This is a genomic window from Dankookia sp. P2 (genome assembly GCF_050632255.1).
In the GTDB taxonomy this organism is placed as follows: Bacteria; Pseudomonadota; Alphaproteobacteria; order Acetobacterales; family Acetobacteraceae; genus Paracraurococcus.
On record NZ_CP192581.1, the window covers coordinates 4,359,327 to 4,378,900 of the forward strand.

The 19,574-nt window shown below is 71.3% G+C and carries 20 protein-coding genes and 1 pseudogene; 15 read left to right on the top strand and 6 right to left on the bottom strand.

Translation table 11 applies throughout. The features are described from left to right. Positions 1–130: 130 nt before the first annotated feature. Complete coding sequence (locus ACQ86J_RS25825; RefSeq protein WP_431267783.1) at positions 131–961, bottom strand: CoA transferase subunit A; 831 nt, start codon at positions 959–961, stop codon at positions 131–133. 136 nt (positions 962–1,097) lie between these two features. Here ACQ86J_RS25825 and ACQ86J_RS25830 point away from each other — a divergent pair, with 136 nt between their 5' ends. From ACQ86J_RS25830 to ACQ86J_RS25870, 9 genes and pseudogenes are all read left to right on the top strand, one after another. After that, positions 1,098–3,044 (top strand): alpha/beta hydrolase domain-containing protein, encoded by a 1,947-nt coding sequence (locus ACQ86J_RS25830; protein ID WP_431267784.1) that lies wholly within the window; start codon positions 1,098–1,100, stop codon positions 3,042–3,044. Between the two features lie 2 nt (positions 3,045–3,046). Further along, on the top strand, positions 3,047–3,595 hold the full coding sequence (locus ACQ86J_RS25835) for a hypothetical protein (protein ID WP_431267785.1): 549 nt from the start codon (positions 3,047–3,049) through the stop codon (positions 3,593–3,595). A gap of 172 nt (positions 3,596–3,767) precedes the next feature. Beyond that, the gene (locus ACQ86J_RS25840; RefSeq protein ID WP_431267786.1) at positions 3,768–4,949 is read left to right on the top strand and encodes an alpha/beta hydrolase domain-containing protein; all 1,182 of its coding nucleotides are present in this window, start codon (positions 3,768–3,770) and stop codon (positions 4,947–4,949) included. 549 nt (positions 4,950–5,498) lie between these two features. Further along, positions 5,499–5,849: pseudogene (locus tag ACQ86J_RS25845) on the top strand (hypothetical protein); the annotation flags it as partial. Positions 5,850–5,922: 73 nt separating this feature from the next. Further along, complete coding sequence (locus ACQ86J_RS25850; protein WP_431267787.1) at positions 5,923–6,222, top strand: hypothetical protein; 300 nt, start codon at positions 5,923–5,925, stop codon at positions 6,220–6,222. 233 nt (positions 6,223–6,455) lie between these two features. Continuing rightward, positions 6,456–7,268 carry a hypothetical protein gene (locus tag ACQ86J_RS25855; protein ID WP_431267788.1) on the top strand — a complete coding sequence of 271 codons (813 nt, stop codon included), beginning with the start codon at positions 6,456–6,458 and terminating at the stop codon, positions 7,266–7,268. A gap of 26 nt (positions 7,269–7,294) precedes the next feature. Continuing rightward, complete coding sequence (locus tag ACQ86J_RS25860; RefSeq protein ID WP_431267789.1) at positions 7,295–8,512, top strand: hypothetical protein; 1,218 nt, start codon at positions 7,295–7,297, stop codon at positions 8,510–8,512. Further along, positions 8,494–8,742 carry a hypothetical protein gene (locus ACQ86J_RS25865; protein WP_431267790.1) on the top strand — a complete coding sequence of 83 codons (249 nt, stop codon included), beginning with the start codon at positions 8,494–8,496 and terminating at the stop codon, positions 8,740–8,742. The genes ACQ86J_RS25860 and ACQ86J_RS25865 overlap by 19 nt, the downstream gene beginning before the upstream one ends. Next, complete coding sequence (locus tag ACQ86J_RS25870) at positions 8,739–9,722, top strand: cytochrome c peroxidase (RefSeq protein ID WP_431267791.1); 984 nt, start codon at positions 8,739–8,741, stop codon at positions 9,720–9,722. The genes ACQ86J_RS25865 and ACQ86J_RS25870 overlap by 4 nt, the downstream gene beginning before the upstream one ends. A 16-nt stretch (positions 9,723–9,738) precedes the next feature. On the opposite strand, the gene ACQ86J_RS25875 is transcribed toward ACQ86J_RS25870, so the two are convergent. Further along, positions 9,739–10,275, bottom strand: a complete 537-nt coding sequence (locus ACQ86J_RS25875) for a carboxymuconolactone decarboxylase family protein (protein WP_431267792.1) — start codon at positions 10,273–10,275, stop codon at positions 9,739–9,741. 201 nt (positions 10,276–10,476) lie between these two features. Here ACQ86J_RS25875 and livM point away from each other — a divergent pair, with 201 nt between their 5' ends. The 4 genes from livM (at position 10,477) to ACQ86J_RS25895 (ending at position 15,476) form a co-directional block, all read left to right on the top strand. After that, on the top strand, positions 10,477–12,684 hold the full coding sequence (gene livM, locus ACQ86J_RS25880; protein ID WP_431267793.1) for a high-affinity branched-chain amino acid ABC transporter permease LivM: 2,208 nt from the start codon (positions 10,477–10,479) through the stop codon (positions 12,682–12,684). After that, positions 12,671–13,555, top strand: a complete 885-nt coding sequence (locus tag ACQ86J_RS25885) for an ABC transporter ATP-binding protein (protein ID WP_431267794.1) — start codon at positions 12,671–12,673, stop codon at positions 13,553–13,555. Before livM ends, ACQ86J_RS25885 begins: the two co-directional genes overlap by 14 nt. Next, positions 13,552–14,277: an ABC transporter ATP-binding protein gene (locus tag ACQ86J_RS25890; protein ID WP_431267795.1), complete on the top strand. Its 726-nt coding sequence runs from the start codon at positions 13,552–13,554 to the stop codon at positions 14,275–14,277. The genes ACQ86J_RS25885 and ACQ86J_RS25890 overlap by 4 nt, the downstream gene beginning before the upstream one ends. 134 nt (positions 14,278–14,411) lie before the next feature. Next, positions 14,412–15,476 carry a branched-chain amino acid ABC transporter substrate-binding protein gene (locus tag ACQ86J_RS25895; protein WP_431267796.1) on the top strand — a complete coding sequence of 355 codons (1,065 nt, stop codon included), beginning with the start codon at positions 14,412–14,414 and terminating at the stop codon, positions 15,474–15,476. 215 nt (positions 15,477–15,691) lie between these two features. Here the strand turns inward: ACQ86J_RS25895 and ACQ86J_RS25900 are convergent, their stop codons facing one another. Both ACQ86J_RS25900 and ACQ86J_RS25905 read right to left on the bottom strand, forming a co-directional pair. Beyond that, positions 15,692–16,102 (bottom strand): hypothetical protein, encoded by a 411-nt coding sequence (locus ACQ86J_RS25900; RefSeq protein ID WP_431267797.1) that lies wholly within the window; start codon positions 16,100–16,102, stop codon positions 15,692–15,694. A 159-nt stretch (positions 16,103–16,261) separates the two neighbouring features. After that, on the bottom strand, positions 16,262–16,741 hold the full coding sequence (locus ACQ86J_RS25905; RefSeq protein ID WP_431267798.1) for a hypothetical protein: 480 nt from the start codon (positions 16,739–16,741) through the stop codon (positions 16,262–16,264). 71 nt (positions 16,742–16,812) lie between these two features. Between ACQ86J_RS25905 and ACQ86J_RS25910 the strand changes: the two genes are divergently transcribed. Continuing rightward, positions 16,813–17,028 carry a sulfatase-like hydrolase/transferase gene (locus ACQ86J_RS25910; protein ID WP_431267799.1) on the top strand — a complete coding sequence of 72 codons (216 nt, stop codon included), beginning with the start codon at positions 16,813–16,815 and terminating at the stop codon, positions 17,026–17,028. Then, the gene (locus tag ACQ86J_RS25915) at positions 16,979–18,457 is read left to right on the top strand and encodes a sulfatase-like hydrolase/transferase (protein WP_431267800.1); all 1,479 of its coding nucleotides are present in this window, start codon (positions 16,979–16,981) and stop codon (positions 18,455–18,457) included. The genes ACQ86J_RS25910 and ACQ86J_RS25915 overlap by 50 nt, the downstream gene beginning before the upstream one ends. On the opposite strand, the gene ACQ86J_RS25920 is transcribed toward ACQ86J_RS25915, so the two are convergent. Beyond that, positions 18,414–18,725, bottom strand: coding sequence for a hypothetical protein (locus ACQ86J_RS25920; RefSeq protein WP_431267801.1), 312 nt, complete (start codon positions 18,723–18,725; stop codon positions 18,414–18,416). The two genes, ACQ86J_RS25915 and ACQ86J_RS25920, sit on opposite strands and share 44 nt — an antisense overlap. Then, positions 18,694–19,467, bottom strand: coding sequence for a hypothetical protein (locus ACQ86J_RS25925; protein WP_431267802.1), 774 nt, complete (start codon positions 19,465–19,467; stop codon positions 18,694–18,696). The genes ACQ86J_RS25920 and ACQ86J_RS25925 overlap by 32 nt, the downstream gene beginning before the upstream one ends. Positions 19,468–19,574 lie beyond the last annotated feature (107 nt).

Consider the following 19,574-nt stretch of genomic DNA (forward strand, 5'->3'; position numbering starts at 1 on the left):
ACCAGCCAGCAGGCCGCGGCTGGCAGGGGGGACGCGGCGCCGACCGCGATATGCCGGGCCGGCGGCGCAGCCGGGTCGAGAATCAGCCGGGCGAGCGCGGCGGCAAGGCGTTCCTCGGGGCGGATCGCGCTCATTCCGCGGCCGCCGCCCGAGGGCCGAGGACCTCGCGTTCGAGCCAGGCGGCGAAGCCCGCCTCGGTCTTCGCCATGCGCGCATACTCCGCGACATAGGCGGCATCGGTGCCGTATTCGTCGAGCAGCGCCACCGGATGCGCGCCGCGCTCGGCGATGGCGATCTCGGTCACGTAGGTCGCGTTGATGGTGCCGGGGGCCAGGCGCTCATCCTCCAGGAAGTTGCCCTCGACCACGCGCTCCACCGTCACCAGCGCCCGCTTCGAGGCATGCGCGATGGTGGCGCATTCGCGCCGGCGGCCGAGCCAGACATTGCCCTCAGCATCCGCCATGGCGGCGTGGAAGATGGCGACATCGGGCGAGATCGCGGGCAGCAGGACGATCGGGTCCTCGCCCTGCTCGGCATAGGGGTTCGGGATCACCTTCCAGTCCGGCCGGTGCGCCAGGATGTCGCTGCCGATCAGCCCGCGCAGCGGCATGAAGGGCACGCCCTTCTCCGCCGCCTGCAGCATGGTGTGGACGGCCGGGCAGGTGCAGTCCCGCACCACCAGGGTTCCGGCCCGGACCGCGGCCGAGAAGCGCGGGGCGAAGCCGGCCTCGCCGAGCGAGACGGCGCTGGTCTCGATCTCGGCGACGCAGCCGGCGCCGATCAGCATGTCGGCGGCGAAGCCGGCGACCGGCACGCCGAGCAGCCGAAGCTTGCGGGCGCCGCGGCGCACCAGGGCCTTGGCCAGGGCGACCGAGGGCAGGGAGTTGTCGGGCGGCAGGGCGATGAGGGCGCCATCGGGCACGCTCGCGGCCATCGCCTCCAGGCTGATCGGGGTGGTCATCGGCTTTCCTCCGCTGCCGCACCCTAGAGCAGCGGCCCCCGGGGGAAACGCCCGCCGGTACGAATCTGCCCCACGGGCCCGGCTGGCGTAACGGCCGGGCTGGGCTAGGGCTGGCGGGCAATAGGAGGAATCACGCATGCGCTACCGCACCGCGGGCCTGTTGGCCGCCGGGTTGCTCGCCGCCGCCCCGGCCCAGGCCGAGGTGACCCGTTTCGAATTGCAGGGTGCCGCTGCTCCGGCCTTCGGCGGCCAGGAATTCGGCCCGGCCGGCCGCTACGAGCGGATCGTGGCGAAGGCCACCATCGCCCTCGACCCCGCCGATGCGCGCAACGCGATCATCGCCGACCTGGCGCTCGCCCCGCGCAATGCGCAAGGCAAGGTCGAGGCGACCGCGGATATCGTCATCCTCCGCCCGGCCGAGTCCGCCCGCGGCAACGGCACGCTGCTGCTGGAAGTGCCGAACCGCGGCCGGGAGATCATCGGCCAGCTGATGAACGACGCGCCGGGGGCGAACCTGCTCTCGGGCGGGACCGATCCGGGCAACGGCCACCTGATGCGGCAGGGCTATACCCTCGCCTGGATCGGCTGGCAGGCCGATATCGCGCCGGGGCAGGGGATGCGGCTGGCGGCGCCGGTGGTGCCGAACGTGACCGGCCCGTCGCGCGAGGAGTTCCTCTTCGACCATACCCGCAGCCCGGTGACCGTGCCGCTGACCTATCCGGCCGCGGCGACCGAGGGCGCGACGCTGACCATCCGCGCCCAGGCCGGCGACGCGCGGCAGACCCCGCCGGGCCTGTCCTTCCGCTTCCTCGACCCGCAGCACGTCGAGATCACCCGCCCCGCCGGCTTCGATGCCGGGGCGCTTTACGAGCTGATCTACACCGCGAAGGACCCGGTGGTGCAGGGCATGGCCTTCGCCGCCTTCCGCGATATCGGCGCCTTCCTGCGCTGGGAGAAGGGGCCGGCCAACCCGCTCGCCGCCGGGCAGCGCGGTACGGTAGACCAGGCGGTGCTGGCCGGCGTCTCCCAGTCCGGCCGCTTCGTGCGGGACTACCTGTACCTGGGGTTCAACGAGGATGAGCGGGGCCGCCAGGTCTATGGCGCGATGCTGGCGCATATCCCGGGCACGCGGCGCAGCTTCACCAATGCCCGCTTCGCCCAGCCCGGCCGCAACCCGACCCCGCATGGCGACCGGCACTACCCCGCCGACCAGTTCCCCTTCACCTATGCGACCACCGAGGATCACCTGACCGGCAAGCGGGACGGGCTGCTGCAGCGCTGCCGCGCCACTAACACCTGCCCGCGCATCATGCAGACCGACAGCGAATACGAGTTCTGGGGCGCCCGCGCCTCGCTGCTCGTCACCGATACCCAGGGCAACCACCTCGACCTGCCGCCCGAGGTCCGCGCCTATATGATGACCGGCCACCCGCACCATGCCGCGGCGCAGGCAGTGGCGGAGCGGATCGACCGTTGCGCCCTGCCGGTGAACCCGCTGCAGGCCGGCGCGCCGATGCGGGCCCTGCTGGCGGCGCTGGAGGCTTGGCAGCGCGAGGGCGTCGAGCCGCCCGCCAGCCGCTACCCGATGCGCAGCGCCGGCACCCTGTTGCCGGCCGCGGGCCTCTACCCGGCGATCCCGGCGCTCGGCTATCGCGGCACCTTCGGCCCGGCCCAGCTGGTGGACAACAGCGTCGTCCCGCCGGTGGTAAAGGGCGAGTACACGGTGCTGCTGCCCCGGGTCGATGCCGACGGCAATGCAATCGGCGGCGTCCGCGGCCCGGTGATCGAGGCGCCGAAGGCGACCTATACCGGCTGGAACCCCCGCGCCGCCGGCTTTGCCGCGGGCGCGCTCTGCTACAATACCGGCGCGGTGCTGCCCTTCGCCGCGACCAAGGCCGAGCGCCTCGCGGCCAATGACCCGCGGCCTTCGCTCGAGGAACGCTACGCCACCCCGGCGGCCTATGTCGCGGCGGTGAGGGCGGCGGCGACCCGGCTGGTGGCGGAACGCCTGCTGCTGCCGGAGGACGCGACGGCGATCACGGCGGCTGCCGAGGCCGATACCCTCGCCCGGCTGCGGCGCTGAGCATGCGGCGCCTTCTCGTCCTGGCGCTTTACCTGCCGCTGGCAGCGCAGGCGCAGGTCACCCGCTTCGAGCTGACCGGCCCGCCCGAGCCGGCCTTCGGCGGCCGCGAATCCGGCAGCGCCGGCCGCTATGAGCGCATCACCGGCCGGGCGACCATCGCGGTCGATCCGGCCGACACGCGCAACGCGGTTATCGCCGACATCGCACTGGCGCCGCGCAACGCGCAGGGGCGGGTGGAGGCGACGGCGGATGTCGTCATCCTCCGCCCCGCCGAGGCCTCGCGCGGCAACGGCACCCTGCTGGTCGAGGTGCCGAACCGCGGCCGCAAGCTGGCCCTGCCGCTGTTCAACGACGCCCCGGACGACGAGCGGAAGGGCGATCCCGGCAACGGCTTCCTCTACGAGCGCGGCTTCAGCCTGGCCTGGGTCGGCTGGCAGGGCGACTTCAGGCCGGCCGATGGCCAACTCGGCATCACGGTGCCGCGGCTGGCCGGCGTAACGGGGAGGTGCGGGAGGAGCAGGTCTTCGACCATGCCCGCAGCCCGGCGGTGATGCCGCTGCACTGGGCCGCCGCCGACCAGGCGAACGCCCGGCTGACGGTGCGGGAGGGCTGGGACGGCCCCCGCCAGTCGCCGGCCGACATGGGCTTCCGCTTCACTCCGGCGGGCATCGAGATCACCCGCCCTGCCGGCTTCGGCCCTCGGCCTTCTACGAGCTGGTCTATATGGCGAAGGACCCGGCGGTGCTGGCGCTCGGCTTCGCCGCGATGCGCGACGTGGCATCCTTCCTGCGGCACGAGGCAGGCCCGGAGAACCCGCTGGCCGGCCGGCTGCGGCGCAGCCTCGGCTTCGGCGTCTCGCAGAGCGGCCGCTTCCTGCGCGACTTCCTCTATCTCGGCTTCAACGAGGATACCGCCGGCCGCGCGGTCTTCGACGGGCTGATGCCGCATGTCGCCGGCAGCCGCCGCCTCTTCATGAACACCCGCTTCGCCCGGCCGGACAAGGCGCCGCGGCACCTGCAGGACCCGGCCTGGCCGGCCGATGCTTTCCCCTTCACCTATCAGGAGACCCGCGATCCCTTCACCGGCGCCCGCGACGGGCTGCTGAAGCGCTGCGCGCTGTCCGGCACCTGCCCGCGGGTGATGCAGACCGACACGGAATACGAGTGGTGGGGCGCGCATGCCTCCCTGCTCGTCACCGACCCGGCGGATGGCCACCACCTCGACCTGCCCGGCGGAGTGCGCGCCTACATGATCACCGGCGCGCCGCATTTCGCCATGCCGGGCGACAAGGTCCGGCGGCTCGACATCTGCGCCATGCCGGTGAACCCGACCCATGCCGGGCCGCCGGAACGCGCCCTGCTGCTGGCGCTGGAGGCCTGGGTGCGCGACGGCACCGCGCCGCCGGCCAGCCGCACCCCGACCCGGGCCGCCGGCACCCTGGTCCCGCCCGCCCGCACGGTGCCGGAGATCCCCGGCCTGCCCTTCACGGGGATGCACGTCCCGGTCGGGGTGCTGGATCATGCCGTGCTGCCGCCGCGGGAGATCGGCCGCTACCCGGTCTTCGCCCCGCTGGCCGATGCGGACGGCATGGCGGTGGCGGGCATCCGCCAGCCGGCGCTGGCCGCGCCGCGCGCCACCTGGACCGCCTGGAATCCGCGGCCGGAGCGCTTCGGCGCCGGGCTGCTCTGCCCGCTGCAGGGCAGCGTCCTGCCCTTGGCCGCGACCGAGGCCGAACGCCGCGCCGCCGGCGACCCTCGTCCTTCCCTCGAAGCGCGCTGGCCGACCCCCGAGGCCCGGGTGGCGGCGGTGCGGGAGGCCGCCGGGCGGCTGGTGGCGGAACGGTTGCTGCTGCCGGCCGATGCCGAAGCCGCTCTCCAGGCCGCCTTGGTCGGTCGACTGCCTTGACCGCGGCCGGGCGTCGTGCCTAGCGTCCGGCAAAACCCAGGGAAGGTCCGTATCATGGCCGCAGCCGAACTCGGTGCCGTGCAGCTGGAACGTCAGGTCGCCATGTCCGGCGCCGATCCGGTCGCCCGCGCCCGTGCCCTGATCCCGCTGCTGGAAGCCGCCGGCCCGGCCATCGAGCGGGGCAAGGAGCTGGTGCCGGAAGTGGTCGCGGCGCTGCTCGACAACGGCTTCCTCAGGCTGCTGCTGCCGCGCTCGATCGGCGGCGGCGACATCTCCCTGCCCGACTTCGCCGAGATCTGCGAGGCGATCGCCATCGGCGATGCCAGCGCCGCCTGGGGCGTCTGCCAGGGCAATGTCTCGGCCATGACCGCTTCGGCCTATATGGCGCCGGAGGTGGTCGAGTCCCTCTTCGGCGACCGTCGCGCCGCGCTGGCCTGGGGCGCCCGGCACAACCGCGCCAAGGCGGTGATCGTCGAGGGCGGCTACCGCGTCACCGGCGTCTGGGACTTCGCCAGCGGCAACCGGCACTGCACGCTGCTGGGCGCGCATATGCCGGCGGTCCATCCGGACGGCACGCCGCGCCTTTCGCCGGAGGGCAAGCCGGAGGACGTGACGGTGCTCTTCCCGCGCGACCAGGCGCGGGTCACGCCGGAATGGAATCCGCTCGGCCTGCGCGGCACCGGCAGTGACGTGTATGAGGTCGAGGATCTGTTCATCCCCGATAGCCATGCCTGCGTGCGCGACCGCTTCGAGCGGCGGACCGACCACCGGCCGGTCACCGCCGTCACCTCGCATCTCTGCTACGCCACCGGCTTCTCGGCGACGGCCCTCGGCGTCGCCCGCGGGCTGCTGAACCGCTACGTCGCGCTGGCCCGCGGCAAGACCGCCCGCGCCGGGGCGCAGCCGATGGCCGAGAACCACTGCGTGCAGTCGGAGATCGCCCAGCTTGAGGCGACGCTGCGTGAGCTGCCGGATGTACCTGCTCGGCACGGTGCGGGAGGCCTGGGCCGAGGCGGTGGCGCAGGGCACGCTGGCGATGGAGACGCGCATCGCGCTGCGTCTCGCCACCACCACCGTCATGCGCCAGGCGACCGACGTCTCCGTCGCCTGCTACCGCGCCGGCGGCACCACCGCGATCCTCGAGGCGAACGAGTTCGAGCGGCGCTTCCGCGATGCGATGAGCGTTTCCCAGCACCTGCAGGCGACGCCCTGGCACCTTGAGACGGTGGGGCGCTTCCTGCTGGGCAGTCCGGAAAAGCCAGCCTTCGTCTGAGGCTGGGTCGGCTGGTTGCCGGATGAATTCGGCTTCATCCTGCATGTCGCTGTTCCGGCCGGACGACTGCAATCCCGGTGGTCAGCAGCCGGCGGGGGCTTGGGCAGGCTGCAGACGCGTCCACTGGCGCGTGCCGCCGGTGTCAGCCCTGTAATCCGTCTATGGGCGACCGTTGCGGCAGAGGCGGGACTGCGATACGCAACTGCGAGTAACTCGCAACTGCGGTGCCCCCCATGAACCGACGCTTGCTCCTTGCCCTGCCTGCCGGCCTCGCCGCCAGCGCCGCGCTGCGCGCCATGGCGGCACCGGCCATCCCGCCGCTCGACCTCGACATCCCAATCTGCCGCGGCGGCCTGCGCCGCGTCGCCGAGGTGCCGCAGCGCGACGCCTCGACGCCCGAGGCGGCGGATGCCGACTTCCTCGAGAAGCTGGGCCTGCTGGAAGGGCACCTGATCATCGGCCGCAAGCTGCTGGAAGCCGGGCAGGCGCGGCTCGCGGTCCCGCATTTCGGCCACCCGATCCGCGAGCTCTACACCTGGTTGGAGCCGCGCCTGGCTGCCCGCCGCGCGCCGGGTTTCGAGCGCGAGCTGGAGGTCATGGAGGCCTGGGCCGAGGGCGGCAATACCGGCACCGATGGACGCTTCGGCGAGGCCTGGACCGCGCTCGCCCCGAAGCTCGCCCGGGCCAAGCGGGCGGTCGACCCGCAGCGCCTGGCGAATGCCCGCTTCATGCTGAGCCACGTGGCGATGATGGTCTACGACGTCGCCTCCGACTACGGCGAGAGCATCGAGCGCGGCCGCATCGTCAACGTGGTCGAGTACCACGACAGCATGGGCTTCCTTGCCTACGCGACGCAGACCGTGGCCGAGCAGCAGGCCTCCGGCCGGGCGCCGGCGGAATGGACGGAGGCGGCCGGGGTGCTGGAGGAGCTGCGCAAGCTCGCCTATGCGGAGCTGTTGCCGCCCGGCCGGCTGCCGACCAGCGTCAGCTCGGTCCGCAGCCGCTCCGATCGGATCCAGGCGATCGCGGCGCGCGTGCAGGCGTGAAGGCTGCGCTTCGCATCGGGGCCGCGTTGCTGCTCCTCGCAGGCTCGGCGCAGGCGCAGATGCGCAATGTCGGCCCCGGCGTCGCCGACCGCACCGGCACGCAGACCCGCGGGGGCAGCGACGACATCGTCTTCGGCGGCGAGGTGCAGGCGACGCTCGAGCTCGACGTCAACGGCAAGCGCCGGGCCACGCCGGCCAACGGCAACCTCTTCACCGAATCCCTGGCGGCCGCCTACCTGCTGCTGCCCTACGGCTTCGCGGTGAACGGCGTGCTTCGGCTGGAACAGGCCGGCAGCGCCGCGGATGGCAAGGGCAGCGTCTTCCGCGACCAGACGCTCTGGGCCGACGAGCTGTACCTGACCTGGAGCCGCGGCGTCCTCGATGTCTTCGGCGGCAAGATCCATCCGCGCTTCGGCAGCGCCTGGGATCGTGGGCCCGGCCTCTACGGCACCGATTTCGGCCGGGAATACGAGCTGACGGAAAAGATCGGCGTCGGCGCGCGGCTCTGGGCCTCTGATGTGCTCGGGCTGACCCGGGCGATCGGCTCGCACAACCTGCAGGTCGAGATGTTCGAGGCCGATCGCAGCGCGCTCTCCTATTCCGGCTTCAATCCGCGCTGGGCTCAGGCGAGGACGAGCGTCGATCCGGTGACCGGCGAGGAGGTGACCCGCACCGACTGGCGCTGGCGCAACCGGCGCAGCACCGGCGGCGCGGACAACACCGATTTCTCCGGCGGCACGGTGGCCTCGCTGGCCGGCTACGGCATCCCGATGCCGCGCGGCCTGGCGGGCTACACCGCCTCCTGGGCTGCGCGGAAGCCGGGGCAGGATGCGGTGGAGGCGGGCCGGGCGGCGACCGAGCAGGCCTGGTCCTTCGGCGCCTTCTGGACCGTCCCGCTGCCGCAGCGGCTGGAGGCGGCGCCCTTCGCCGAATATGTCCACAAGGACCAGGCGGATGGCTACCGCGACCGCACGGTCGAGTACCTGACCGCCGGCATGGACCTGCGCCGGGCGCCCTGGACGGTGTCCTATGCCTACCTGGCGAACCGCAACGAGGACCGGGCCGAGGGCCTGCGCGGCACGCGGGTGCAGCAGACGGCGAGCGTTACCTACGACCTCTATTTCGTCGCGCCGCTGCCGATCCTGCGCAGCGCCTCGGTGACGGTCGGCTGGCGGCGGCTGCGGGAAGCCGGCGACGCGGCGAATGATTTCGGGGGGCTGGTGGGATGGGCCTGGAAGTTCTGAAGCGCGCGGCGGTCTGCGCCGCGACGGTGCTGCTGGGCGCGGCGGCGCTGCCCGATGGGTCCAGCATCGACCCCTCCGTCGACCGCTTCCCGGCGCAGATCCTCCGCAGCGAGGTCGCGGGCGGGAAGCAGAGCTTCATCGTGGCGCTCGGCAACACCGCTTTCTCCTCCCCGCTGCTCTATGGGGAGGCGGCGCGGCAGGCCGGGCTGTCCTGCATCCCTGCCATGTGAACGGCCACGCCAACCCCGACTTCCACATCCCCGGCCATTCCGCGCGGAAGGGCGGGCTCGACCCGACCGGCAGCCTGTTCAACCCAGGCGCCGAGGACGGGGTCGAGAACCATGTCGACATCCCGAGCCTGCGCGGCATCCGCTATCTCGCGCCCTATGGGCGGGACGGCCGCATCGCCTCGCTGCGGGAATTCGCGCGCCACGTGATCGTCAACGAATCTGCCGGGCCGGAGCCGGCGCCGGTCATCCTCGACGCGCTGGTCGCCTACATGGGCGAGTTCGAGTTCATCCCGAACGCCCGCATCACCGGCGAAGGCCGGCTGGCGCCGGGCGCCACGGCGGCCGAGGCGCGCGGCGAGGCGGCCTTCGCCGGCGCCTGCGCCACCTGCCACGTCCCCGGCACCGCCTTCACCGATGGCCGCGCGCATGACGTCGGCTCCGAGGGACGCTTCCGCACGCCGACGCTGCTGAACGTGGCGGACAGCGCGCCCTATGGCCATGATGGCCGCTGGCCGGACCTGGAGGCGGCGGTCGCCGGCCACGTGCCCGCCCTGCCGCCTGGCCAGCGGGCCGATATCCTCGCCTTCCTGGCTGCCGCCGGCGCGGCGGAGGATGCGAACCAGCCCGCGACCTTCCGGCTGGAGATGGGCGAACTCGCCACCTATGTCGGTCTGCTCGACCAGACCCTGGTCCGCGGCGACGCGGCGCTGACCCGCTTCGTGGTCGATACCGTGAATGCCGAGATGCGCCGGGTGGAGCGCGGCTTCCCCGAGGGCGACACGCGGCGTCTGGCCGCAAGGCCAGACCGCCACAAGCTGGTCCCGCTGGACTACACGGCGCTGCGCGGCGGGCTGGACCGGGTCGCCGCCCTGGCCGAGGCGGGCGACCGCGGCGCGGCCGTGGCGGCGCTGGACGCCTATCACGACCTGGCGGAGAAGATGGTCGCCAACTACCCAAGGCCGGGCAGGGAGCGGCGGTAAGCCCCGCCGCCCGTGCCTAGAGGGGCTTCAGCGGCACCGGGACGCCCGGCGGCAGCGGCACCTGCGCCACGTTCAGGGTCATCGCCACCGCAACGTAATAGCCGCTGACCGCGATCAGATCGATGATGCCGCGCTCGCCGAGGCGGTCCTTCGCCGCGGCATAGGTCGCGTCCGAGACCTGCTTGGTCTTGTGCAACTCGGTGCAGAATTGCCAGACCAGGGTCTGGTCGGCATCCATCCCGTCCGGCTTGCGGCCTTCCGCCACCGCCTCGGCGATATGCGGCGGCAACCCCGCCTTCATCGCCAGCAGGTGGTGCGCGTACCATTCGTACTGCGCCGACCATTCCCGCGCGGTGACCAGGATGGCCAGCTCGTTCAGCGCCGTCGGGATCGAGCTGTCGAAGCGCAAGTATTCGCCGAGCTTCTGGAAGCGGTCGGCCACCTCCGGGCTGCGGAGCATGGCCGGGAAGGGGCCGCGCAGCCCGCCGCGCGGGCCGGCGACGATGCCCTCTACGATGCGCTGCTGTTCCGGGGTCAGCGCCTCGGGCGGCAAGGGGGCAGGCGGCCGGCGCGGCCGTCGTCGGCCGGCAGGCTCGTATCACTTGGCATGGGTTTCCTCCTCGGGGCTCGACGGCATTGTCGCCCCGGGCGCGGCGGGGCGGCAACACCCCCGGCTTACCCCTGGCCCCCTTCGCAACCCGCACCACCTGCCCTAGCGTGGCCGCCAACAGGGATTTATTGGCCGGGAGACAGAATGGCCTATGCGCTGCAGCAGCTGATCAACGGGATCAGCCTGGGGATGATCTACGGCCTGATCGCCGTGGGCTACACCATGGTCTACGGCATCATCGGCATGATCAACTTCGCCCATGGCGACGTGTTCATGATCGGCGCCTTCATCGCGCTCATCACCGTGCTGCTGCTGCAGCTCGGCGGGATGATGGACGGGCCGGCGGCGATCCTGCTGGTCCTGCTGGTCTCGATGGCCTTCACCGCGCTCTACGGCTGGTCGGTCGAGCGCGTCGCCTACCGACCGTTGCGGGGCAGCTTCCGGCTGGCGCCACTGATCAGCGCCATCGGCATCTCCATCGTGCTGCAGAACTATGTCCAGGTCAGCCAGGGCGCCCGGGTCAAGCCGATCGGCACGCTGGTGCCGGGCGGGGTGGAGGTGATGCGCGACGGTCCCTTCGTCGTGCAGTTCTCCTATATTCAGATGCTGATCATCGCCGTCACTCTCGGCGTCCTGGCGGTCTTCACCGTTCTTGTCACCCGCACGCCGCTCGGCCGCGCCATGCGAGCCTGCGAGCAGGACAGCAAGATGGCGGCGCTGCTGGGAATCGACACCGACCGGACAATCAGCCTGACCTTCGTCATCGGCGCCGCGCTCTGCGGCCGTGGCCGGCACGCTCTACATGATCCGCTACGGGGTCATCGACTTCTATATCGGCTTCCTCGCCGGGGTGAAGGCCTTCACCGCAGCGGTGCTGGGCGGCATCGGCTCGCTTCCCGGGGCGGTGCTGGGCGGGCTGCTGATCGGCCTGATCGAGACCTTCTGGTCGGCCTATTTCAGCGCGCAGTACAAGGACGTCGCGGCCTTCTCGATCCTGGTGGTCACCCTGATCTTCCTGCCCACCGGGCTGCTCGGCCGGCAGGAGGTCGAGAAGGTATGACTCCCGTACAGGCCATCCGCGACGCGGCGATCGCCGCCGCCGTCGCCTTCGGGCTCTTCGTCATGCTGGTCGGGCTGCGGACCGACGTGGGACCGGAGGGCGGCCTCATCCTCCGCCAGCGCTGGTTCGAGGTCGCGCTGCTCTGCGGCATCGTCTTCGTCGGGCGGCTGGCGATCACCACGCTGGCCGGCCGCCGCGCGTTGCGGGCCAGCACCGCCCCGGGACCCTGGACGGCGCGGCTGCAGCGGCTGGGCAAGCTGCTGGCCCCGGCCCTGCTGGCCGCGGCGCTGGTGCTGCCCTTCATCCCCGGTGTCGGCCGCTACGAGCTCGATATCGGCATCCTGGTGCTGACCTACGTCATGCTCGGCTGGGGGCTGAACATCGTGGTCGGCCTGGCCGGGCTGCTCGACCTCGGCTACGTCGCCTTCTACGCCATCGGCGCCTATTCCTATGCCCTGCTGGCGCAGTATTTCGGCCTGTCCTTCTGGATCTGCCTGCCGCTGGCCGGCATTCTCGCCGCCTTCTGGGGCGTCCTGCTGGGCTTCCCCGTGCTGCGGCTGCGCGGCGACTACCTGGCGATCGTCACGCTCGCCTTCGGCGAGATCATCCGCGTGGTCCTGCTGAACTGGACCGAGCTGACCAACGGCCCGAACGGCATCAGCGGCATCCCCCGCCCGAGCTTCTTCGGCCTGCCCTTCAGCATGGCGGGCGGGGAGGGCAGCTTCGCCGGCTTCTTCGGGATCGAGCCCTCGCCGAGCCACCGGGTCATCTTCCTGTACTACGTCATCTTCGCCCTCGCCCTGCTGACCAACTGGGTCACGCTGCGGCTGCGCCGCCAGCCGCTCGGCCGCGCCTGGGAGGCGCTGCGCGAGGACGAGATCGCCTGCCGGGCGCTGGGCATCAACATCACCACGACGAAGCTGACCGCCTTCGCGCTGGGCGCCATGTTCGGCGGCTTCGCCGGCGCCTTCTTCGCCACGCGGCAGGCCTTCATCAGCCCCGAGAGCTTCACCTTCATCGAGAGCGCGATCATCCTGGCGATCGTCGTCCTCGGCGGCCTCGGCAGCCAGATCGGCGTCGCCATCGCGGCGCTGGTGATGATCGGCGGCTTCGAGGTGTTCCGCGGCCTGGACGAGTGGCGGATGCTGGTCTTCGGCGGCGCGATGGTGGCGATCATGGTGCTGCGGCCGCGCGGCCTGGTCGGCACCCGGACCCCTCCATCGCGCTTGGGGAAAAGCGCGCCATCGGCGGCGACCTGGTCGGCGAGGGGCGCGGGTGATGCCGGCCGATGAACCGCAGCGGGCCGAGGATGACGGCCTCACCCGGAGGATGACCGGCGACCGCCGCGTGCATCGGGAGATGATCCTCGAGGTCGCCAACCTGACCATGCGCTTCGGCGGGCTGACCGCCGTGTCCGGGGTCTCCTTCGCCGCCTCGCGCGGCGAGATCACCGCCGTCATCGGCCCGAACGGCGCCGGCAAGACCACGCTATTCAACTGCATCACCGGCTTCTACCGGCCGACCGGCGGCGCCATCCGGCTGCACCGGGCGAGCGAGCTGCCGGTCGACCTGCATCTGCTGCCCGGTCACCGCATCGCGCGCGCGGGCGTCGCCCGCACCTTCCAGAACATCCGGCTGTTTCCCGGCATGACCGCGCTCGAGAACCTGCTGGTGGCGCAGCATGTCAAGCTGATGGCGGCGACCGGCTTCGGGATCGGCGCGGTGCTCGGCCTGTCGCGCTACCCGAAGGCGGAACGCCAGGCGGTCGAGCTGGCGCGGCACTGGCTTTCCGCCACCAGCCTGCTCGACCGCGCCGACGACCCGGCCGGTGCCTTGCCCTACGGCGCGCAGCGGCGGCTCGAGATCGCGCGTGCCATGTGCACCGAACCTGCGCTGCTCTGCCTCGACGAGCCCGCCGCCGGGCTCAACCCGCGCGAATCGGACGAACTCGCCCGCCTGCTGCTGGCGATCCGTGGCCAGGGCACCTCCCTGTTGCTGATCGAGCACGACATGGGCGTGGTGATGCGCATCTCCGACCGCGTGGTGGTGCTCGACCACGGCAAGCTGATCGCCGATGCCGCGCCCGCCGCCGTACGGGCCGACCCCAAGGTGATCGCCGCCTATCTCGGCGAGGGCGACGAGGACGAGGAGCCCGAGGCATGAGCACCGCGCTCCTCGAGGTCGATCGCGTCTCCGCCGGCTATGGCGCGGTGCAGGCGCTCGACGAGGTCTCGCTGCAGGTCCAGCCGGGCGAGATCGTCACGCTGATCGGCGCCAACGGCGCCGGCAAGTCGACCCTGCTGATGACCATCTGCGGCCAGCCCAAGCCGCGCGGCGGCCGCATCCACCTCGCCGGCGAGGACATCACGGGGCAGCCGACCCATGCCATCATGCGCCGCGGCGTGGCCCAGTCGCCGGAGGGCCGCCGGATCTTCCCGCGCATGACAGTGCGGGAGAACCTGCTGATGGGCGCCGAGGCGCTGACCAAAGCGGATCCCGGGGCGCAGATGGAGCAGGCCTTCGCCCTTTTTCCCCGGCTGAAGGAGCGGCTCTGGCAGCGCGGCGGCACGCTCTCGGGCGGGGAACAACAGATGCTGGCCATCGGCCGGGCGTTGATGTCGAAGCCGAAGCTGCTGCTGCTGGACGAGCCCTCGCTCGGCCTCGCACCGCTGGTGGTGAAGCAGATCTTCGACGCCATCCGCCTGCTGAACGCCGAGACCGGCCTGACCGTGCTGCTGGTCGAGCAGAATGCCAACCAGGCACTGCGGCTGGCGCACCGCGGGTATGTGCTGGTGAACGGCCGGATCACCATGGAAGGGCCGGGCCGCGCCCTGCTGGCCCGGCCGGAAATCCGCGACGCCTATCTGGGCGGCGGCCACGGCTGACAATACGCGGCCGGGTCCGTTACCCTGCCGCAAGTGGCCGGCCCGGATTTGGGCTAGGCCGGAACCAAAAGGAGAGACAGGGATGCTCAAGCGCAGGACGCTCCTCCAGGCCGCCAGCGGCGCTGCCGGTGGCCATGGGAACCACCGGGGCCTTCGCCCAGGGGGCACCGATCCGCATCGCCTGCGCCGGGCCGCTCACCGGCTCCAATGCCGCGGCGGGCGACCAGATGAAGATCGGCGCCCAGCAGGCGGTGGCCGACCTGAACGCCGCCGGCGGCGTGCTCGGCCGCAAGATCGAGCTGGAACTCGGCGACGACGCTTGCGACCCGCGGCAGGCGGTCTCGGTCGCCAACCAGATGGCAGGCCGTAAGGTGGTGATGGTCGCCGGGCACTATTGCTCGGGCAGCTCGATCCCGGCCAGCAAGGTCTATGCCGAGGAAGGCGTGCTGCAGATCAGCCCGGCCAGCACCAATCCGAAATACACCGACGAGGGCAGCTGGAACACCTTCCGCGTCTGCGGCCGGGACGACCAGCAGGGCCAAGTGGCCGGCGCCTATATCGCCAAGACCTTTCCGGGCAAGAAGGTCGCCATCCTCCATGACAATCAGGCCTACGGAAAGGGCCTGGCCGAGGAGACCAGGAAGTCGCTCAACGCCGCCGGCACGAAGGAGGTGCTGTTCAGCGCCTATACGCCGGGCGAGCGCGACTACAGCGCCCTGGTCTCCCGCATGAAGGAGGCCGGGGTCGAGGTGATGTATATCGGAGGCTACTATACCGAAGCCGGGCTGATCCTGCGCCAGGCCAAGGAACAGGGCATGCCGGTGACGATGATCGGCGGCGACGCCCTGGTCACCAAGGACTTCTGGCAGATCACCGGCGCCACCGGCGAGGGCACGCTGATGACCTTCCCGAGCGACCCGCGCAACCGTCCCGCGGCGGCCAAGGTGGTGCAGAGCTTCAAGGCGAAGAACGTCGATCCGGAGGGCTATGTCCTCTACACCTATGCCGCGGTGCAGATCTGGGCCGCCGCGGCCGAGAAGTTGAAGAGCGTCGACCCGAAGAAGATCGCCGATGCCATGAAGGCTTCCGGCCCCTGGCAGACCGTGCTGGGTCCGATCAGCTTCGACAAGAAGGGCGACGTAACCGTTGCGGACTATGTGTTCTACGTGTGGAAGAACGGCGCCTACAGCGAAATCTAGCTTGAAGCGGGGCGGCCGAGCGCCCAACTTCCTGCCATCGTCAACAACTGAAAGGAGGTGATCCAGTGTCTCATTGTTCGCAGGTGGACGCCGCAGCCGCGGCCTGGATCATCGTCTCCGCCACTGCGGGGATGGCTTCCTGAGCCACGCGGGGCGGTAACGCCCGATACAATGGAAGGGCCTCGGCGGGACACCGCCGGGGTCCTTCGCAATTCTCAGGCCTGCCAGCCGGTAATGGCGTCGCGCAGGGCGGCGGCGATGCGGTGTTCGAAAGCGAAACCAGCCGGGCTGTCGAAATGTCCCGGCAGGTGCCACTCATAGTCCGGGCGGGGCCGCGGCGCGCGCAGCAACACAACCTCCGGCCCGATCCGCTCCGGCCTTGCTGCCTCGCCCTCGACCGGGTTGTGCAGCAGGAACAGGCCGATCCGTCCCTCCCGCACCCGCCGCCGCAGCGCCCCCAGCACCTGGGCCGCGAGCGCCGCATCCGGCATCGACTCGGTCACCAGGAAGAAGACCCGCAACGGCATCCCCGGCGCGGCGCAGGCCCGCTCGAAGCGGCGGGCCATGATCTCGAGGTCGAGGCGGAGGGACGCCAGGCCATCCTCCTCCCCAGTGCGGTCCGGCATGGTGGTTCCAGACCGCACCGCCATCCTTCCGCCGCAGCAGCCGCCGGCCGCTCGGCGTGGTCACCGCATGGATCGCCGGGGACGGGGCATAGCCAGCCCAGCCTTCCTCCAGCGCTGAGAGCACCACCGGCAGGTGATGCGCGGCCAGCGCAAAGGGGTTCAGCGCCTCCATCGCCTGCGGCGCGCTGCGGAAGCCCCAGCGCGCCGGCAGGTTCCAGGGCGCAGGCAATGCAGGCCGAGCGGCAGCAGCGGCACCCGGGCCAGGCCGATCCCCCAGGCCGATTCGCGGAAGGCCTGGCGGGCCTGAGCACGCCCCAGCGCGGTCTCCGGCCCGGCCGCATCGGGCCCGCCGAGGCCGCGCAGCAGGGCCCGCGGCAGGGCAGGCGGGATGCCGACCGCGCCATGCTGTTCCAGCCGGGCGAGCGCCCAGGCCCTGGCCGGCACCAGCGCCGCGGCCGGCATCCGCCAGGCCAGCGCGGCGATCATCTCAGCCGCCTCCGCCAGGGTCACCGCGGCCGCGGCGAAGCGGCGGTCCACCGCTTCCTCGTTGTGGCGGTGCAGGAGCCGGGCCAGGGGGTGCGGCATCGGCGGCGCATGCGCCAGGTCCAGCGCCGCCAGCAGCGCCTGTTCGGCCTCCATCGCGCTCAGCCTCGCCAGCCGCGCGCGGCGCGGGCAGACTGCGCGCCGGTTGATCGCGCCGGGGAAAGCCGATGATCCGCAACGTCCTGTTCGTCATGTGCGACCAGCTGCGCTGGGACCATCTGTCCTGCGCCGGCCACCCGCATCTGCAGACCCCGAACATCGATGCCCTGGCGAAGCGCGGCGTCCGCTTCCCCTATGCCTTCGTGCAGTCCGGCATCCTGCGGCCCGTCGCGGATGTCCTTCTACACCGGGCGCTACGTCTCCTCGCATGGCTCGACCCATAACCGCGTGCCGCTCTCGGTGGGGGAGGTGACGCTGGGCTGGCACCTGCGCGAGAGCGGCCGGACCCTGGCGCTGGCCGGCAAGACCCATGTCCTGCCAGACGCGCATGGCATGCGGCGGCTCGCGCTCGACGGCCAGAACGACCTGTCCACCCTGCTGAAGGAGGGCTGGTTCCGGCTGGTCGACCGGCATGACGGCCATCATGGCGAACCTGACAGCGCCTATGCCGACTGGCTGCGGTCGAAGGGCTATGCCAGCCGCGACCCCTGGACGGATTTCGTCATCGCCGTGGATGGGCCAGACGGCACGCCGCTGTCCGGCTGGAAGATGCGCAATGCCCGCTACCCCGCCCGGGTGGCGGAGATGCATAGCGAGACCGCCTATACCACCGACCGCGCGATCGAATTCCTCGAGGCCCAGGGGGACGACCCCTTCGTGCTGCATCTGTCCTATGTGAAGCCGCATTGGCCCTACATCGCGCCGGCGCCTTACCACGCCATGTACAAGCCGGAGCACTGCCTGCCGGTGCAGCGCCACGAAGCCGAGCGCGGCCCCGGCGCGCATCCCATGTTCCGCGCCTGGCAGGATGAGGAGGTGGCGCAGAGCTTCCAGCAGGACGTGGCGATCGAGACGGTGCGGCCGACCTACCAGGGCCTCATTCGCCAGGTCGACGACCACCTCGGCCGGGTCTGGGCGACGCTGGAGCGGCTGGGCCGCTGGCGGGACACGCTGGTCATCTTCACCGCCGACCATGGCGACTACCTGGGCGACCACTGGCTGGGCGAGAAGGAGCTGTTCCACGACTGCGTCCAGCGCGTGCCCATGCTGGTCTACGACCCGACCGAGGCGGCGGATGCGACGCGCGGCACGGAGGACCCCGGCTGGTCGAGGCGGTGGACGTGGTGCCCACCATCCTCGATGCGCTCGGCCTCGACCCCGCGAGCCATGTGGTGGAGGGGACGTTCGCTGGTGCCGGCGCTGCGCGGCAGCCAGGGCGAGGATTGGCGCGACTGCGCGGTCAGCGAACTGGACTGGACCTTTCGTGGCGCGCGGCGGCGGTTGGGCTATGCCACCGGGCAGCACATGGCCTGGATGGTCCGCACCGATCGCTGGAAATATATTCACTGGACCGGCGGCTTGCGGCCGCGCTTCTTCGACCTGCGACAGGATCCGGGCGAGTTCCACGACCTTGGCGAAGACAGGACGCTGGTCGGCGTGCGCGATGCCATGCGGCACCGGCTGCTGCAGTGGTTCACCCGGCTGAAGTCCCGCACGACGATCACCTGGGCCGAGGCGGAGCAGCGGACCGACAGCCACAAGAAGGCCGGCGTCTTCCTCGGCGAGTGGAGGCGCCCGCCGGGGAGGAACCCCGGCGGGCGAAGCCGGCCTAGCCGGCCCAGACATTGTCCTGCACCGCGACATGCGCGGTGACGAAGCCCGAATTGTCGGCATAGGCGCCGGCTGCGTCGTGGAAGCCGGTGCCGTCCAGCACGCCGAGCACCAGGATCCGGGCCGCATCCGGCACCAGGAAGGCCTGCGTATGGCCGGCGGAGTCCAGCCCGTCGCCGACGAAGAAGGGCTGGTCGAGCGCCGGCGCCAGGCTGGCGAAGTTCTCGCCGATGCTGGTGAAATCCAGCGTCGCCGGGGCGTGGTGGCCGGCATCCTGCTCATGCCCGTCGAGGAAGACGCCGACCAGCATGCCGTTGCTGTGCGCCACCAGCCTCGGCCAGGCCGGCGGCCGGGTTGATCGCGGTGCCGGCGCCGGCGAACAGGTCCGACCCGTCCGGCCCGGTCGCCATCATGCCCTCGCCGAAGGAGAATTCGCCGACGACGTCGGAGATCGTCACCGCACGGCCGGTGCCGGTTCCGAGATCGATGCCGACCGGGGTGGTCGCGCCGAGGCCGGAGACGTTCTCGGCATGGTCATAGAGCGCATCGGTCGCACGCACCGTCACGTCGGCACCCGGCGGCGCCGCCTGGGAAAACGCCGGCAGGCTGAAATGAGCGAGGTCGGTCACCACGCCGTCCAGCCGAATGAAGGCGCGCTCCACGCCGGTCAGGTCGAGGTGCAGGGTGGCGTTGCTGAAATGCGCCGTCGGATCCTCGACGACGGTCGAGGTGATGAAGGTCTTCAGGTCCGAGAGCGCCAGCCGCACGCTGGGCGTGTACTGGTCGCTGGTCAGCGCGATGTAGAGCGAATCGGTGCCGGCCCCGCCATCAATGCTGTCATGCGCCAAGGGGGACAGCACGGTGTGGATCTGGTCGTTGCCGGCCCCGGCGATGATCTCGTTATGGCCCAGGCCCCCGGCAAGGCGATCGGCGCCCGTGCCCCCGATCAGGCGGTCATCGCCGTCTGTGCCGCGCAACACGACCGGGGTCGTGAAGGCGGAGGCATCGACGGTGCCGCCGGCGGCGGTGGCGTAGAAGACTGATTCGGTCATTGATCGGCGATACTCATCCGGTGGTCGCGTGCTGCATTGCATCGCGCTCAATCGAACGTATACAAAATACCGATCAGAGGCAACTTTTTCGTGAGGCGACGATCCGG